The 14,991-nt window shown below is 33.2% G+C and carries 15 protein-coding genes and 1 pseudogene; 9 read left to right on the forward strand and 7 right to left on the reverse strand.

Translation table 11 applies throughout. The features are described from left to right. Positions 1–33: 33 nt before the first annotated feature. Positions 34–1,359, reverse strand: a complete 1,326-nt coding sequence (locus AC4PRO_RS01625; protein WP_492116054.1) for a M16 family metallopeptidase — start codon at positions 1,357–1,359, stop codon at positions 34–36. A 244-nt stretch (positions 1,360–1,603) separates the two neighbouring features. Here AC4PRO_RS01625 and rplU point away from each other — a divergent pair, with 244 nt between their 5' ends. Beyond that, positions 1,604–2,047: a 50S ribosomal protein L21 gene (gene rplU, locus AC4PRO_RS01630; protein ID WP_074721932.1), complete on the forward strand. Its 444-nt coding sequence runs from the start codon at positions 1,604–1,606 to the stop codon at positions 2,045–2,047. 23 nt (positions 2,048–2,070) lie between these two features. After that, the gene (gene rpmA / locus AC4PRO_RS01635; protein ID WP_016989063.1) at positions 2,071–2,337 is read left to right on the forward strand and encodes a 50S ribosomal protein L27; all 267 of its coding nucleotides are present in this window, start codon (positions 2,071–2,073) and stop codon (positions 2,335–2,337) included. 167 nt (positions 2,338–2,504) lie between these two features. On the opposite strand, the gene AC4PRO_RS01640 is transcribed toward rpmA, so the two are convergent. Beyond that, positions 2,505–2,780, reverse strand: coding sequence for a hypothetical protein (locus AC4PRO_RS01640; protein ID WP_492116055.1), 276 nt, complete (start codon positions 2,778–2,780; stop codon positions 2,505–2,507). Between the two features lie 51 nt (positions 2,781–2,831). Next, the gene (locus tag AC4PRO_RS01645; protein WP_492116056.1) at positions 2,832–3,098 is read right to left on the reverse strand and encodes a hypothetical protein; all 267 of its coding nucleotides are present in this window, start codon (positions 3,096–3,098) and stop codon (positions 2,832–2,834) included. Positions 3,099–3,340: 242 nt separating this feature from the next. Here AC4PRO_RS01645 and AC4PRO_RS01650 point away from each other — a divergent pair, with 242 nt between their 5' ends. After that, positions 3,341–5,188: a hypothetical protein gene (locus AC4PRO_RS01650; protein ID WP_492116057.1), complete on the forward strand. Its 1,848-nt coding sequence runs from the start codon at positions 3,341–3,343 to the stop codon at positions 5,186–5,188. 214 nt (positions 5,189–5,402) lie between these two features. Here AC4PRO_RS01650 and AC4PRO_RS01655 read toward each other — a convergent pair. From AC4PRO_RS01655 to ahcY, 4 genes and pseudogenes are all read right to left on the reverse strand, one after another. After that, positions 5,403–5,522, reverse strand: a pseudogene (locus tag AC4PRO_RS01655) (adenosylhomocysteinase); the annotation flags it as partial. After that, positions 5,519–5,683 carry a type II toxin-antitoxin system YoeB family toxin gene (locus AC4PRO_RS01660; RefSeq protein WP_492116198.1) on the reverse strand — a complete coding sequence of 55 codons (165 nt, stop codon included), beginning with the start codon at positions 5,681–5,683 and terminating at the stop codon, positions 5,519–5,521. The pseudogene AC4PRO_RS01655 and the gene AC4PRO_RS01660, both read right to left, overlap by 4 nt. A gap of 101 nt (positions 5,684–5,784) precedes the next feature. Beyond that, positions 5,785–6,006 (reverse strand): DUF2683 family protein, encoded by a 222-nt coding sequence (locus AC4PRO_RS01665; protein ID WP_492116058.1) that lies wholly within the window; start codon positions 6,004–6,006, stop codon positions 5,785–5,787. A 305-nt stretch (positions 6,007–6,311) separates the two neighbouring features. Continuing rightward, positions 6,312–7,628, reverse strand: coding sequence for an adenosylhomocysteinase (gene ahcY, locus AC4PRO_RS01670; RefSeq protein ID WP_074721918.1), 1,317 nt, complete (start codon positions 7,626–7,628; stop codon positions 6,312–6,314). A gap of 269 nt (positions 7,629–7,897) precedes the next feature. Here ahcY and AC4PRO_RS01675 point away from each other — a divergent pair, with 269 nt between their 5' ends. The 6 genes from AC4PRO_RS01675 to AC4PRO_RS01700 all read left to right on the forward strand — a co-directional run bounded on the left by AC4PRO_RS01675 (position 7,898) and on the right by AC4PRO_RS01700 (position 14,965). Continuing rightward, the gene (locus AC4PRO_RS01675) at positions 7,898–8,530 is read left to right on the forward strand and encodes a 4'-phosphopantetheinyl transferase family protein (RefSeq protein WP_492116199.1); all 633 of its coding nucleotides are present in this window, start codon (positions 7,898–7,900) and stop codon (positions 8,528–8,530) included. Between the two features lie 88 nt (positions 8,531–8,618). Continuing rightward, positions 8,619–9,362, forward strand: a complete 744-nt coding sequence (locus AC4PRO_RS01680; RefSeq protein ID WP_492116059.1) for a phosphoglycerol geranylgeranyltransferase — start codon at positions 8,619–8,621, stop codon at positions 9,360–9,362. Then, complete coding sequence (gene pnuC / locus AC4PRO_RS01685) at positions 9,362–9,985, forward strand: nicotinamide riboside transporter PnuC (protein ID WP_074721908.1); 624 nt, start codon at positions 9,362–9,364, stop codon at positions 9,983–9,985. The genes AC4PRO_RS01680 and pnuC overlap by 1 nt, the downstream gene beginning before the upstream one ends. Beyond that, positions 9,946–12,057, forward strand: a complete 2,112-nt coding sequence (locus AC4PRO_RS01690) for a DUF4301 family protein (protein WP_492116060.1) — start codon at positions 9,946–9,948, stop codon at positions 12,055–12,057. Before pnuC ends, AC4PRO_RS01690 begins: the two co-directional genes overlap by 40 nt. A gap of 30 nt (positions 12,058–12,087) precedes the next feature. Next, a complete protein-coding gene (gene arfB / locus AC4PRO_RS01695; RefSeq protein WP_492116061.1) occupies positions 12,088–12,492 on the forward strand; it encodes an alternative ribosome rescue aminoacyl-tRNA hydrolase ArfB in 405 nt (134 codons plus the stop codon). 244 nt (positions 12,493–12,736) lie between these two features. After that, positions 12,737–14,965, forward strand: coding sequence for a TonB-dependent receptor (locus AC4PRO_RS01700; protein WP_492116062.1), 2,229 nt, complete (start codon positions 12,737–12,739; stop codon positions 14,963–14,965). The last annotated feature ends 26 nt before the right edge of the window (positions 14,966–14,991 follow it).

Here is a 14,991-nt window from a genome sequence, read left to right on the forward strand (position 1 = left end):
AGAATAGTTGTTTTTTTCGTAGTTACGAAGGCGTTAATTCTGAGTTGTTTCTTTAGTAGGGATATAATCCAAGACTAATCTCTGATTCGCATTTAAATATTTTTTTGCCACCTCTCTAATTTCTTCTCTGCTAATAGAGTGGTAAAGATCTATTTCAGTATTAATTAAATGGATGTCTCCATATAGTAAATAATACTTTGCCAGATTCTCAGCAATTCCTTCCACAGTGGAGTTGTTACTTACATATTGGTTTTCAAACTGATTTTGTAATTTCTGATAATCTTTCTCAGAGATCAAATCCGTTTGGATTTTTACGATTTCCTCGTCAATTTCATATAGCAAATCTTTGGCAGTATGTGTTCCCATCGGTAAGCCATATAGTATGTACATTCCGTAATCTTCTTGGCTAAAACCTACAGCGCCTATTTGCAAGGCTATCTTTTTTTCGTCTACGACTTTTTTGTATAATTTCGAACTCCTACCATCGCTTAAATACGACGATATAAAGTCTAGAACGCGAGCATCTCTAGTTTTCATTGATGGTGTTCTGTAAGACGCGACGACCATCGGAATTTGAATATTGGGATCTTGGTAGGTTGCTTTAATAGTTTGTGTTATTGGTTCTTCAACAAACGTTTGTTTTTTTAATACTTTGCCTTTTTCTATTGGCCCAAAATATTTCTCTATCCATTCTTTTGTTTGTTTTTTTTCGAAATCTCCAGCGACCACCAAAGCAGCGTTGTTAGGTGTATAGAACTTTTTGTGAAAAGCTTTAAAATCTTCTAAAGTTGCGGTGTCTAAATGTTCCATAGATCCAATAGTAGACCAGCGGTACGGATGGTTTTTAAACATATTTTCCTTAATAATAGGTAAAATTTTCCCGTAAGGCTGGTTATCATAACGCGAGTTTTTTTCTTCTTTAATAACCCCGTTTTGGGTATCAACCCCAATTTGGTTGATAACAGGATGCATTAGCCTTTCGGATTCCATCCAAAGAGCCAGTTCTAAATTATTGGAAGGGAATACTTCATAATAGTAGGTACGATCATCAGAAGTATTGGCATTATTAACTCCTCCGTTACAAGTTACAATTTTGAACCATTCACCTCTTTTGATGTTTTTGGTTCCTTCGAATAAAAGATGTTCGAAAAAGTGGGCAAAACCTGTTTTTTCTGGATTCTCATCTTTGGACCCTACATGGTACATCACCGAAGTTATCACGACAGGTGCCGAAGAATCGTGGTGCAGAATAACATGCAATCCATTATCCAAATTGTATTCTTCAAAAGCTATTTTTTGAGCAGTAGCAACTCCGCCAAGGAGAAGGACATTAGTTAATCCCATTATTGATTTTTTCATTAAGATTAATAAAAATGCATTTACAATAGAAGAAAATGCAAATTATTGTTACTTCAAAAATACTTATTTTTAGTGAGGTGAGTCTGGTATTTTGTTTTTTTAGGAAAATGAAGGATATTTTGGTAAGGTAATCCATTGAAAACACGGTAAAAAGTAAAGAAATTATATTTTTAGTTTTAAGGGATTGCATAGTAAAAATTAAATTGTATATTTGCAACCTTAAAAATCAATAAATCAATTTGGTATGTATGCAATCGTAGAGATAGCAGGGCAACAATTCAAAGTAAGCAAAGACCTAAAGGTTTACGTTCACCGTTTGGCAAATGAAGAAGGAACTACAGTTTCTTTCGACAAAGTTTATTTGTTAGACGACAATGGCGTAATCACAATAGGCGCCCCCGCTATAGAAGGTGCTTCAGTAGAAGCTAAAGTGTTACAACACTTAAAAGGAGATAAAGTTATCATTTTCAAAAAGAAAAGAAGAAAAGGATACAAAAAGAGAAATGGTCACAGACAATATCTTACTCAAATTGTAATTGAAGGTATTACTGCATCAGGTGCTAAAAAAGCGGCTCCTAAAAAAGAAGCAGCTCCTAAGAAAGCAGCGGTAGAAGCAAGTACTGAAGAAGCTCCGGCTGCTAAAGTAAAAAAAGCTCCTAAAGCTAAAAAAGAAGATACTAAAGAATAATAACAATATTAAACTAATACGTCATGGCTCACAAGAAAGGTGTCGGTAGTTCCAAGAATGGTAGAGAATCAGAATCAAAACGTTTAGGTGTTAAGATTTTTGGAGGACAAGCTGCTATTGCAGGGAATATCATCATAAGACAAAGAGGTTCAAAACATAATCCAGGTGCAAATGTTTACATCAGTAAAGATCACACCCTACACGCAAGAGTAGATGGTGTTGTACATTTCCAAAAGAAAAGAGATAACAAATCATACGTTTCAATCATTCCATTTGAAGTTGAAGCATAATTGATTTACTCAATTTATTAGAAAACCCAATCTGAAAAGATTGGGTTTTTTTATGGACTCTCCCAAAGAGAGGGAGGTTAGGTGAAAAATGGATTGGTTTGATTGTATTTGTGGGTTTCATGAGCGAAAGTCTAGCCCAGTGTGTTGTGTCTTTTTTGATTAAATACTTATTGCAATTTAAAATAGTAAAACACTGGGTTACCACAAACCAATTGAGTATAATTATCTTCTATTTTTTCTCCAATGTAAAATGTAGTTAATTCACCTGAATCTTTGTTAATAGTGTACTCACAAACTTCTTTATTAGAATATAAAAATTCTGTAAAAGAATATGAATCTGGGTTTTCAGAAAAAGCAATCTTCTCTGTTTTGAATAATTCCCATCTTTTTGAATGACGATATAATTCGTAAAACAGAATTTCATCGGGAGTGATTGTTATCATTTTTCCAACTAAGCCATCATCTCTTATTTCCCCATTTGCTTCTTTAGAACTCTATTTCCAATTCCCTATTAAAGTATTTATTTTGTCTTTTCTAAAAATAGTTTTTAAAGAATCTGCTTTTTTGATAGCAATTTGAGCGTTAGGATTTATGTTGTAGGCAGTAGTAAATATTTTGATGGCTTGTGGGTAATTGAGATTCTTTACTGTGTTTTTGCCTAATTCAAATAGTTGTTTTTGGTATTCGTTTCGATTATTGTCTTGAGCCGAAATTGGAATGGTTAATAATAACAGTAATAGAAGAAGTAGATAGTTTCTCATTATTTCGTGATAAACCTAAAATTAAGCGATTTCTTTAATGCTGAAAGTTATTTAAATATACGGTAAAGTTCTTTTAATATTTTTATAGAGCTAAGAGATCTATAAAATGAACTAGGTTTTAACAGGTCAAAAATCTTAATGTTGTCTCTTTCCTTTTTTATGCGGTTAGATGTTTTAGTATGGTGAGAATAAAGAAAAACCTCGTTTCGAAGCATAAAAAATTGTACATTTCAAAAAAAACAATGAATAAAATTATATTGGTTTTGATGTGTTTTAGTGTCGCTATATATTCACAAAATAAACAGCCTACTCAGGAGGAAAAAGATATGATTTATAGCCTTAGTTATAATTTTAGTAAAGAGGTTTTTAATACTCCAGATTTTCCTTTCAAAAAAGTAAAGCAATCAATTGGTGAAATTCTAAAACAGGCAGTTCAACCATCTAGCATAATAGAATCTTCGATTGATACTCTTATTTCTCGCGCTGTGTTGAAGTTAGAGAAGTCTGAATATGGATATGACTTGTTGTTTAAATCGCGGTTCCCTAGTTATTATAAGGAGATCGAGAATGCTTCTATTGTTGATTTTCATCCTGTAGAGAGTAAATTGTTTAATTTTAAAAAGGAGTTGATTAAGGTTATGAATGTTGGTGGAACTTCTTTTGGGAATGAGTCTTTTTTTAAGTACAAAAATGGTAAAACTACTGATTTGAACTTTACTACTTTAGACAAGCAAGACCAAATTAATAATTCAGTAAACTTTGAAAATAACAATGAACTTTCGGAAATTAAAGGAAGTGTGATTTATAATATTAAATTCATTACTGGTTATTCTCAAGTAAAACTATCATCAAAGGATATAGGTCTTATGTTTAAGTTGAATAGTACTGATTATAAGTTAATAGATATTATAAACAACGTTATTGTGATAGAGTTAGTTGATTTAAAGAATCTGGGTAGAGAGAATGAGATTTTTATGGTAAATTATGATGCTGCAGGAAATGTTTTAGTAAATTATAGCCGTCAAGAAGTTCAAGAGTTAAAAAAGAAAGATAATAAAATTAATACAGAAAGAGCAGGATATAACAATATAAAAGGGGAGGTAAGTAAACGTGTTTTTTTAGCTTTCAAATCAAATCCTTCGATGACATTTCTACAGTATCAAAATCTTTTCCTTATTGATGATATTATTAATGATAAAAATAAATATATCTTTATTCAAACAATAGCACCAATTAAAAATAATTTTATTCTTTATGAGCCAATTTATGGTATAGATAGAACTTTTGAATTAGTTCCTAATGCATTAAAGCCCGAGCCTAAAAAGCTTGTTCTATCTGATTATAGTGCTCCGCAGTTATCTGCAAATTGGGGTGAGGTTTTATGGGGAAATGTTAAAGAATATACCGAGAATGTCTATTACGCATCAAAACGAAATGGGAAATATGTAAAAGGTAAAATGCAAAATTTTACAACATTCAAAAAGAATTCAAATGGTGAGTTTGTGAAAGAAGAAATGTTTCCTAAAAAATCAGATTATCCAGAGAATAAATACAATGCACTTAAGCAGAAAATTGAATCTATTACGTTTGATGATGAAGATAATGTAATGAGTAAAATAATTTATTCATATAATGATAAAAACCAACTGATCACTGAAGGGCTCTACAATTCAACTATGGATACTTTATTAAATCTAAAAAAGTACGAATACAAACAAAACCAAACTACAATAAAAGAGCGTTCTTATTTTTATATGCTTGGGAATTTAGATGAAAGTGAATCTCAAACGCTATTGTTGTTTGATGGTAATAAGAATTTAGTAGAAGAGCATTCTCAGAACGCAAAGGAGAATTTAGTTCTTGAAGACGCATTGGTCTTTTATTATAAATACAATTCTGATAATAGAAAAATTGAAAGCTCGCATCAGGATTTTCAATGGGGTGAAGTTGCAAAACTATCATTGGACACAAAAATGAAATATATAAAAATAGATGATAGAAAAAATTGGACTGAAATGTTTATTGAAGATGGTTTAGGTTCAGAAAGCCCAGAAGGAAATTTTATAGAACGTATATTTGTTTATGAATAGTTGTCTCGGGGCGTTTTGCAGGGTTTGTGTGAGTGATCGCAGCAAGCTACCGAAGTAGCGCGGAAAGCACGACATTATCTAGGGAAAAGGGGTGTGACGACAAAGCTCTTAGCCCTTTTTCTTAGCTAATGGCACGCCCAAAAATAAAAAACCCTCGCATTACTGCAAGGGTTTCTCTAATTATAATTTTTAGCTAATTACTATTCACTAAAATTTAGTATCTGTAGTATTCTGGTTTGAATGGATCATCAACAGGAACACCAATGTATGCTGCTTGATTATCACGTAAAGTCTCTAAATTAGCTCCTAATTTAGCAAGGTGCAACATAGCTATTTATCTTTATAATGACCCAAAACCGATATAATAATAATGATTACTTCGTAGTCAATGATTTCATATACCAATCTGTCTTTTTTGTTGATTTTTCTCGACCAAACATTTTCGGTTTTGTATTTTAGCTTTTCGGGTTTTCCAATTCCAGTTGTTGGATGAATTTCAAGTTCCTAAAATATTTTTTCAAGTTTAGAAATATCCGCTTTCTTACCAGATTTTTTAATTTTAGATAAGTCGGCAAGTGCTTCTTTGCTTATTTCTATTAAATATCGGCCCATATATTTTTTGGATCTACTTTGGTGTAGTTTTCTTCTCTATAAGTAGGGTTATGGAAATTTTTGCGGTGTTTTTCTAATCTTTCCACTATTTCAGGATTTGTTATCTCTCTGTTTTGTTCAATTACTTCCACATCAAAAGCCTTCAAAATTTTTTTGATGATAGCAAGTTTAGAACTGTCTTTTATGTTTACAGTAAGTGTAGTCATTTTGATAATCATTTGAGATACGAAGGTATGAAATATTCGGGTTGTTCTTGAGATATCGAATGCAAAAATGCTTTTTTTGGTTTTTATTGAAAACTCTGTATTTCTTGAATTGAAGTAGTATTTAGTGGCGATTTGCGTGAGGGATAGCAGTGAAAATCCTTTACGGAACGGAGTGGAGTAAAGATTGTAACGAATAGCCCGACCCGAAGTTTTTACGAAGGGGCACGCCCAAAAACAAAAAACCCTCGCATTACTGCAAGGGTTTCTCTAATTATAATTTTTAGCTAATTACTATTCACTAAAATTTAGTATCTGTAGTATTCTGGTTTGAATGGACCATCAACAGGAACACCAATGTATGCTGCTTGATCATCACGTAAAGTTTCTAATTCAACTCCTAATTTAGCAAGGTGCAACATAGCTACTTTTTCATCTAAGTGTTTTGGTAACATATAAACGTCATTGTTGTAAGCTGCGCTGTTTTTCCACAATTCGATTTGAGCTAGAGTTTGGTTAGTAAATGAGTTACTCATTACAAAACTTGGATGACCTGTAGCACAACCAAGGTTTACTAAACGACCTTCAGCCAAAAGGATGATGTCTTTACCATCGATAGTATATTTATCAACCTGTGGTTTGATTTCCACTTTAGAAGCTCCGTGGTTCGTGTTCAACCAAGCAACTGCAATTTCGTTATCAAAATGTCCAATGTTACAAACGATAGTTTTATCTTTCATTTGCTCAAAGTGAGAACCAAGAACGATATCTTTATTTCCAGTTGTTGTGATGATGATATCAGCATTTCCAACAACAGTGTTTAATTTTTTAACTTCAAAACCGTCCATTGCAGCTTGTAAAGCACAAATTGGATCAATTTCAGTAACTGTAACAATAGATCCAGCACCTCTAAAAGAAGCAGCAGTACCTTTTCCTACGTCACCGTATCCACATACTACAACTCTTTTACCAGCAAGCATAATATCAGTTGCACGACGAACAGCATCTACTGCCGATTCTTTACAACCATATTTGTTGTCAAATTTCGATTTAGTAACCGAGTCATTAACATTGATTGCAGGCATTGGTAACGTTCCCGCTTTTACTCTTTCGTACAATCTGTGAACTCCAGTTGTAGTCTCTTCAGACAAACCTTTTATTCCAGCAACTAATTCTGGGTAACGGTCAATAACCATGTTAGTCAAATCCCCACCGTCGTCAAGAATCATGTTCAATGGCTTTCTATCTTCACCAAAGAATAATGTTTGCTCAATACACCAGTCAAAATCAACTTCGTTCAACCCTTTCCAAGCGTAAACTTGAATTCCAGCAGCAGCCATAGCAGCAGCAGCTTGATCTTGAGTGGAGAAAATGTTACATGAAGACCAAGTAACTTCAGCACCAAGAGCGATTAAAGTCTCGATTAAAACTGCAGTTTGGATTGTCATGTGTAAACATCCTGCGATACGAGAACCAGCAAGTGGTTGTTCGTCTTTATATTCAGAACGAAGTGCCATTAGACCTGGCATTTCAGCTTCAGCTAATTCAATTTCTTTTCTTCCCCAGGCTGCTAGAGAGATGTCTTTTACTTTGAAAGCCACAAAAGGCATAGTTGTAGTACTCATTTATAGTATATTTGTATTGTGATTTTTTGCAAATTTACGGAATAACTTATGATTTAAAAAGGATTCACTTATATTTATGAATTGTTTAATAGTGTAATCTTTTAAAAATCAGTAAAATAATAATTAAAATACCATTTAGCTTCATTTTCAGGAGCTAATCCCGCTGTTCACTATATCTTTTTATCTGGAACTTATTTTGGTGACCAGAAACTATTTGCAAGATAAAAAGGATGTCGTTTCCATCGGGGCTAGGAAATCAAGTAAATATCATGCCTTTATACAAAACGATACGCTTTAGTTCTACAACACAAATTTTCGTTTGGAAAATCACCGAATCCTTCGAGCAATTAAACGACGAAGTACAACTAAACGAAAAAAATTGCATTCGTCTTGAAGGAATGAAGTCCGAAATGCATCAACGGGGTTTTCTAAGCGTACGCAAACTATTGCAAACTGCCGGTTACACTGATTTTGATTTGTATTATGATGAATTTGGGAAACCGCATCTAACAGACGATAAATACATTTCCATTACCCATTCCCATAATTTTTCAGCCATTATTGTAAGTGACGAAACAGTAGGGATCGATATCGAATTACAACGAGATAAAATAATCCGAATTGCTGATAAGTTTGTCGATACCGAATTTAGCTATTTAGATAAAAATGATTTAGAAAGCTATATTAAAAAGCTAACTGTAATTTGGGGAGCCAAAGAAGCGATTTTTAAAATTAGAAACGAAAAAGGAATCAGCTTTAAAGAACATATTGAAGTTCAGAGTTTTGAACTTGAAGCTGCAGATACAAATGCCTTTCTTCATTTTGATAATCTTATAAAGGATTTTAAGGTTTGTTTTGAGGAAATAGAAAATTTTGGATTGGTGTATGCTTTCGAAAAATAGCTTTCGTTCGCCGTTTATAGTGAAGCAATACAAATTATAATTTTCGCGAATCTTTCCCTTAACTTTGCGAATCTTTGCGTAATAAATTATGAAATCAATTTACAATCATATTCTTAGAGCTAAATCTAACAACCAGAAACTACTGGCTATTCTTATAGACCCTGATAAAGTAGTTTGGGAAAATTTAAACAATCTGATTTCGAAAATTAATGAATCACCCGCAACTCATATTTTTATTGGCGGAAGCCTTGTAGAAAGCAATAGGATTGATGAGTTAATTATTCGATTAAAAGAAAAAATTAATTTGCCAATGGTACTTTTTCCTGGAAACCCAACACAGATTTCGAAAGAAGCTGATGCGATTTTATTTCTTTCTCTAATTTCAGGAAGAAACCCAGATTATTTAATAGAACATCAAGTAAAAGCTGCGCCAATTCTCAAACAAACCCAACTCGAGATTATCTCAACAGGCTATATTTTAGTAGATGGCGGAAACGAAACTGCTGTAGAAAGGGTAAGCAAAACAAAACCTTTGGACAGAAACAATTTAGATTTGGTTCTTGCAACGGCTCAAGCAGGCGAAATGCTGGGTAATAAATTGATCTATCTCGAAGCGGGTAGTGGCGCAAAACAAGCAGTTCCTTTAGAAATGATTGATTTAATCTCTAAAAACACTGAAATACCTTTAATTGTTGGTGGCGGAATTGTAGATTTACTCGGAATTCAAGACGCCTATGATTATGGAGCTGATCTTGTAGTTATAGGAACTGCTTTTGAAAGAGATTTTGATTTCTTTGAAACGGCTAAATATCACCTAATTGAAAATAAATAATGATAGAGTTTTTTTTAAATGCATACAAAGACGTTTCTATTACTCATATTATATTAGAATTCATCGCCTTTGTATTCGGAATTTTAAGTGTGTGGTATGCGAGACAAGAAAATATATTAGTGTACCCAACAGGATTAATTGCAACAATAATTTCCGTGTATCTTCTTTTTATTGCTGGCTATCTTGGGGATATGATGATTAATGGGTATTTTACCATAATGAGTATTTATGGCTGGTATAAATGGTCTCGAAAAACAGAAGGCAGCGACAATCTACCAATTACAAGAACCAATACCAAAGAAAAAATCATTGGGATAGTATTGTTTTTTATTACAATTTTTGTAGTTTTCGGTATTTATAAGTTTTTTGATTATCAAATAAAAACAGACAATTATATTGATATTATAGCCTCTGGAATATTTTTTACGGGGATGTGGTATATGGCCAATAAAAAGATAGAAAACTGGACCCTTTGGATTATTGGGGATCTCATAGTTACGCCTTTGTACGCGTATCGCGGACTAGGAATGTTATCATTACAATATTTAATTTTTACAATTTTAGCTATTTCAGCCTATTTAGAATGGAGAAAAATCTTAAACAAGAGCAATCTGCAATTATAAAAATTGCCATGTTTGGACCAGAAAGTACTGGAAAAACAACTTTGGCGATACAGCTTGCCGATCACTATAAAACAGCCTGGGTTCCTGAATTCGCTAGGGATTATTTACAAGAAAAGTGGGATAGAAGCGCACTTATTTGTGACGTTGATGATATGTTACCCATTGCTTATGGTCAAACTAAATTGGAAAATCACGGACTATCAATCGCTAATAAGTACTTGTTCTGCGATACAAATTTATTGGTGACTACCGTTTTTTCTGAAGTGTATTACAATTACTGTGACCCATTATTACATAAAGCTGCTCAGGAACACGAGTATGATTTGTTTTTTCTTACGGACATCGATGTGCCGTGGGAGAAAGATGACTTAAGGGATAAAGCGGAAGGACGAGACGCTGTTTTTGCGGTTTTTAAAAAATCATTGATAGATAATAATAAACCATTCATAACACTTTCTGGAGATAAAAATTTGAGGCTTGCAAAAGCAATTTCAATTATTGAGGGCTTGACAAAAGCCAAAGAAATGGGGCTGTCTTCGCTTGATTTTGTTCAAATTTATGAACATGGAATCCCAATCGAAAATATCAAAAGACAATTAGCGATTTTTAAAAACGGAATTCCTAAAATGCATCTATTATCAGCGGCGACATTCAATAATGGCATTGTGAAATTTTCTGAAAAAGAATTTTCTGAGAAAGCCGCTTTTTTTGATCAAGAGAAATCGAAGCTTAAATTGCTAAAGTTTGTTCCTGCCTCAGGAGCTGCGAGTAGAATGTTTAAATTTTTATCGGTCTTTTTATCTGATTTTAAAATAGGAGAGGAAACGATAAACGCCTATATCAATAGAAAAAAAGATACTGATCTGGCTGTGTTTATTGTGGGTATGGATAAATTTGCTTTTTTTAATACGGTTCACGAGCAATTAAAAATGGTATACCCAAATTTTGATAGTCTAGATCGAGATTATAAAAACTATTTTTTTATAAAAATGATGTTAGATCCTGAGTATTTTGATTTTGCAAATAAGCCAAAAGGAATTTTGCCTTTTCATAAATATTACGCCAATATAGCATCTCCAATAGAAGAACATTTGTATGAGTGTGGTTATTACTCAAGTTCAAATGGTAAATCGAATCTTCATTTTACAGTTTCAAAAGAACATCAGTCTCAGTTTCAAGACATTATTAAAAAGACTTTAGATAGAGTGGAGACAGAGACAAAAAATACAGTAGAAATTCAATATTCCTATCAGAATAAAAGTACTGATACTATTGCTGTAGAGGAATCTAACGCTATTTTTAGAAATGAGAAAGGGAATTTGGTTTTTAGACCAGGAGGACATGGAGCTTTAATTGAAAATCTAAATGCGCTAGATGCAGATGTTATTTTTATTAAGAATATTGATAATGTAATCTTGCATAATAATGATGCAATTGCATTGTATAAGAAAGCATTGGCAGGAGTTTTGTTAGAGTTGCAAAATCAAGTTTTTGACTATCTAAATGTAATAGAATCTGAAGAAAATGACGCTACTAAAGTGGAGGAAATAGCACTATTTTTAGATAAAAAATTCAATGTAAAATTAGCTGAAAGTTTTGATTCTTTTACATTTGAAAATAAAATTGCCGCAATTACATCTGCTTTAAATAGACCCATACGTGTATGCGGAATGGTAATAAATGAAGGAGAAGCTGGTGGTGGTCCATTCTGGGTAAAAGACGAAAAGAATCTAGTTTCATTGCAAATCGTTGAAACTTCACAGATTGATTTAAATGATAACAAGCAAAATAGTATATTGAATAGTGCGACCCATTTTAATCCGGTTGATTTAGTATGTGGAACTAAGAATTATAAAAACGAAAAGTTTGATTTGACTCAATTCATTAACCAGAATAGTGGGTTTTTAGTCAAAAAGACTAATTCTGGAAAAAATATTAAAGGATATGAATTGCCCGGACTATGGAATGGGGCAATGGCTAATTGGTTAACGATCTTTATAGAAGTCCCGTTGATTACTTTTAATCCAGTTAAAACGGTAAATGATTTGTTGAAAAATGCGCACCAACAATAACGTTGTTTTGGTGTACTAAATTAAATCCAAATGGAGATTCAAAAAATAATATCAGAATTACAATATAAAGCGGTTCGCAGTAGCGGGGCTGGTGGGCAAAATGTCAACAAAGTTTCCTCTAAAGTGGTATTGACTTTTGATGTGGAACATTCACAAGGTGTAACCGAGAAAGAAAAAGAATTGCTGAAAGTGAATTTGGCCTCACGATTAACTACTGATTTTGTTTTAATTCTAAATTGTGATGAAGACCGTAGTCAGCTTAGAAATAAAGAAATAGTTACCAAACGTTTTTTGGAAGTCGTCAAAAAAGGCTTGGAGGTTCCTAAAATTAGACTAGCAACAAAAATTCCTAAATCAGCGATACGAAAGCGGATTAAAAATAAAATGAACGTATCCCAAGTTAAGCAAAATCGTAGAAAACCAGATCATGACTAATGCTGATTTTCCGACGAATAAAATTTTGATATTTGATGTTTTTAAGGTTACATTTGCACCGTCTCAAAGGGGTGCTCTAAATAACGAGCTGAGATCATACCCAACGAACCTGAGCAAGTAATGTTGCTAAGGGAAAAAACGATACAATTATAGAGTGCACGCTATTATTTTGTCGTAGGAAACAATCATTTTTTAATTTAACAAAAGGAATAATTCCCCCTTTTATTCGTAATCTTTTTTACGGATGAATACTATTTTTAATTTTTCTCGCACAAACCTGCCTGCGATAGGCAGGAGTACAAAGACACAAAGTGTAACTTTTTTACTGTCTCTTTTCTTTTCACTCTTTTCTTTTCACTCCTTTTCACAAGTTAAAGACACTACTTCGGTAAATCAACTGGATGAGGTGCTAGTTTCGGCGGTTCGAGTTACTGCAAAGACACCGGTTAGTTTTAGTAATTTGAGTAAAAAAGAGATTGCTCCACGTAATTTAGGACAAGACATTCCTATTTTAATGAATTATTTACCGTCAGTTGTCACCACTTCTGATGCTGGAAATGGAGTAGGGTATACTGGTATTCGTGTTCGTGGTAGCGATGCCACTCGTGTGAATGTAACGATCAACGGAATACCTTACAACGACTCGGAAAGTCATGGAACCTATTGGGTAAACATGCCTGACTTTGCTTCTTCACTAGAAAGCTTGCAACTGCAACGTGGTGTAGGAACATCCACTAATGGATCGGGTGCTTTTGGCGCAAGCCTGAACATGCTTACAGATAGTTATGCTAAAGATAGCAATGGAGAAATCTCTAATTCTTTTGGGAGTTTTAATACTAGAAAACACACGGTTAAATTTAGTACTGGTTTAATTGACAATCATTTTGAAGTGGCAGGACGTCTTTCTGCTTTAAAATCGGATGGGTATATTGACAGAGCGGCTTCGGATTTAAAATCCTATTTCTTACAAGGAACTTATGTGGGTAAAACGACCTTAATAAAGGCATTGGCTTTTGGAGGTACCGAAAAAACCTATCAATCGTGGAATGGTTTAGAAGATTTAGATGTTCTAAAAAATGACCGAACTTTCAATACTGCCGGAATGTATAAAAATGAGTTTGGAAACACTCGTTTTTATGATAATGAAACCGATAATTACCAACAAGACCATTACCAATTGCATTGGAACGAAAAAGTAGCAACGAATTGGAGCACTAATTTAGCTTTTCATTATACTAAAGGAAAAGGCTACTATGAAAACTATAAAGAAAATGCAAAGTTTTCAAGTTATGGATTAACTCCAATTGTTATTGGTGGAACAACAATTAATAAAACAGACCTTATTCGTCAGAAATGGTTGGATAATGATTTCTACGGAACGACTTTCTCGGCTAATTATAAGAAAGAAAAGCTAGATGTGATTTTTGGTGGAGGTTATAACAAGTACGAAGGAACCCATTTTGGGAAAGTTATTTGGGCACGTTATGCGTCAACAAGCGAAAATCAAGATCGTTATTATGAAGACTATGCTTCTAAAAATGACGGAAATATTTTTGCAAAAGCCAATTACCAAATTGCTGATAAACTAAGTTTGTTTGGCGATTTACAACTTCGAAACGTACAGTATAAGGCCAACGGAGCCGAAACAGGATTGGTGAATGATAACTTTAATTTCTTTAATCCAAAGGCGGGTTTAAATTTTGATCTTAACTCTAATAACGCTTTGTATTTTTCTTATGCCAGAGCCAATCGCGAACCTAATAGAACCGATTATGAAAATGGAAGTCCAAAACCAGAAAAACTAAATGATTTTGAGTTAGGATTGCGTCATAACTCATCAAAAATAAAATTGAATGCCAATCTGTATTATATGGCCTATAAAGATCAATTGATTCTTACAGGAGCATTAGATGATGTAGGTGCACCTGTTCGTAAAAATAGTGGAGATAGCTACCGTTTAGGTCTTGAGATAGACGCTACGATTGCACTATTAGATAATTTGTTTATTAGACCTAATGTGACTCTAAGTACTAATAAGAATAAAGATTTTTACTTTTCAAGAGATGGGGCACTCACTGCTTTAGGAAATACTAATATTGCCTATTCTCCTGATTTTATCGCAGGAAATATAATCACTTTTGTACCAATAGCTAATTTACAAGTTTCGTTGCTATCTAAATTTGTTGGTGAGCAGTACATGGGAAATATCGACTCTGAGGGTTCAAAATTGAAATCGTATTTTGTTAACGATTTGAATGCGTCGTATGAACTTAAACCTAAGTCAGTATTCAAGTCGATAGTATTGTCTGTTTTAGTTAACAATATTTTTGATTATAAATACATATCTAATGGTTATTTTTATACCTATGATGATGATTACTCTAACCCACCGGCAGTTACAACAATTGAAGGGGCGGGTTATTATCCACAAGCGCGAATTAATTTCTTGGCAGGATTGACATTGAAGTTTTAGTTTTTTATATTGTAGTAGTGAAAAGC

The sequence above is a fragment of the Flavobacterium sp. DW-iso2 genome (genome assembly GCF_058725285.1).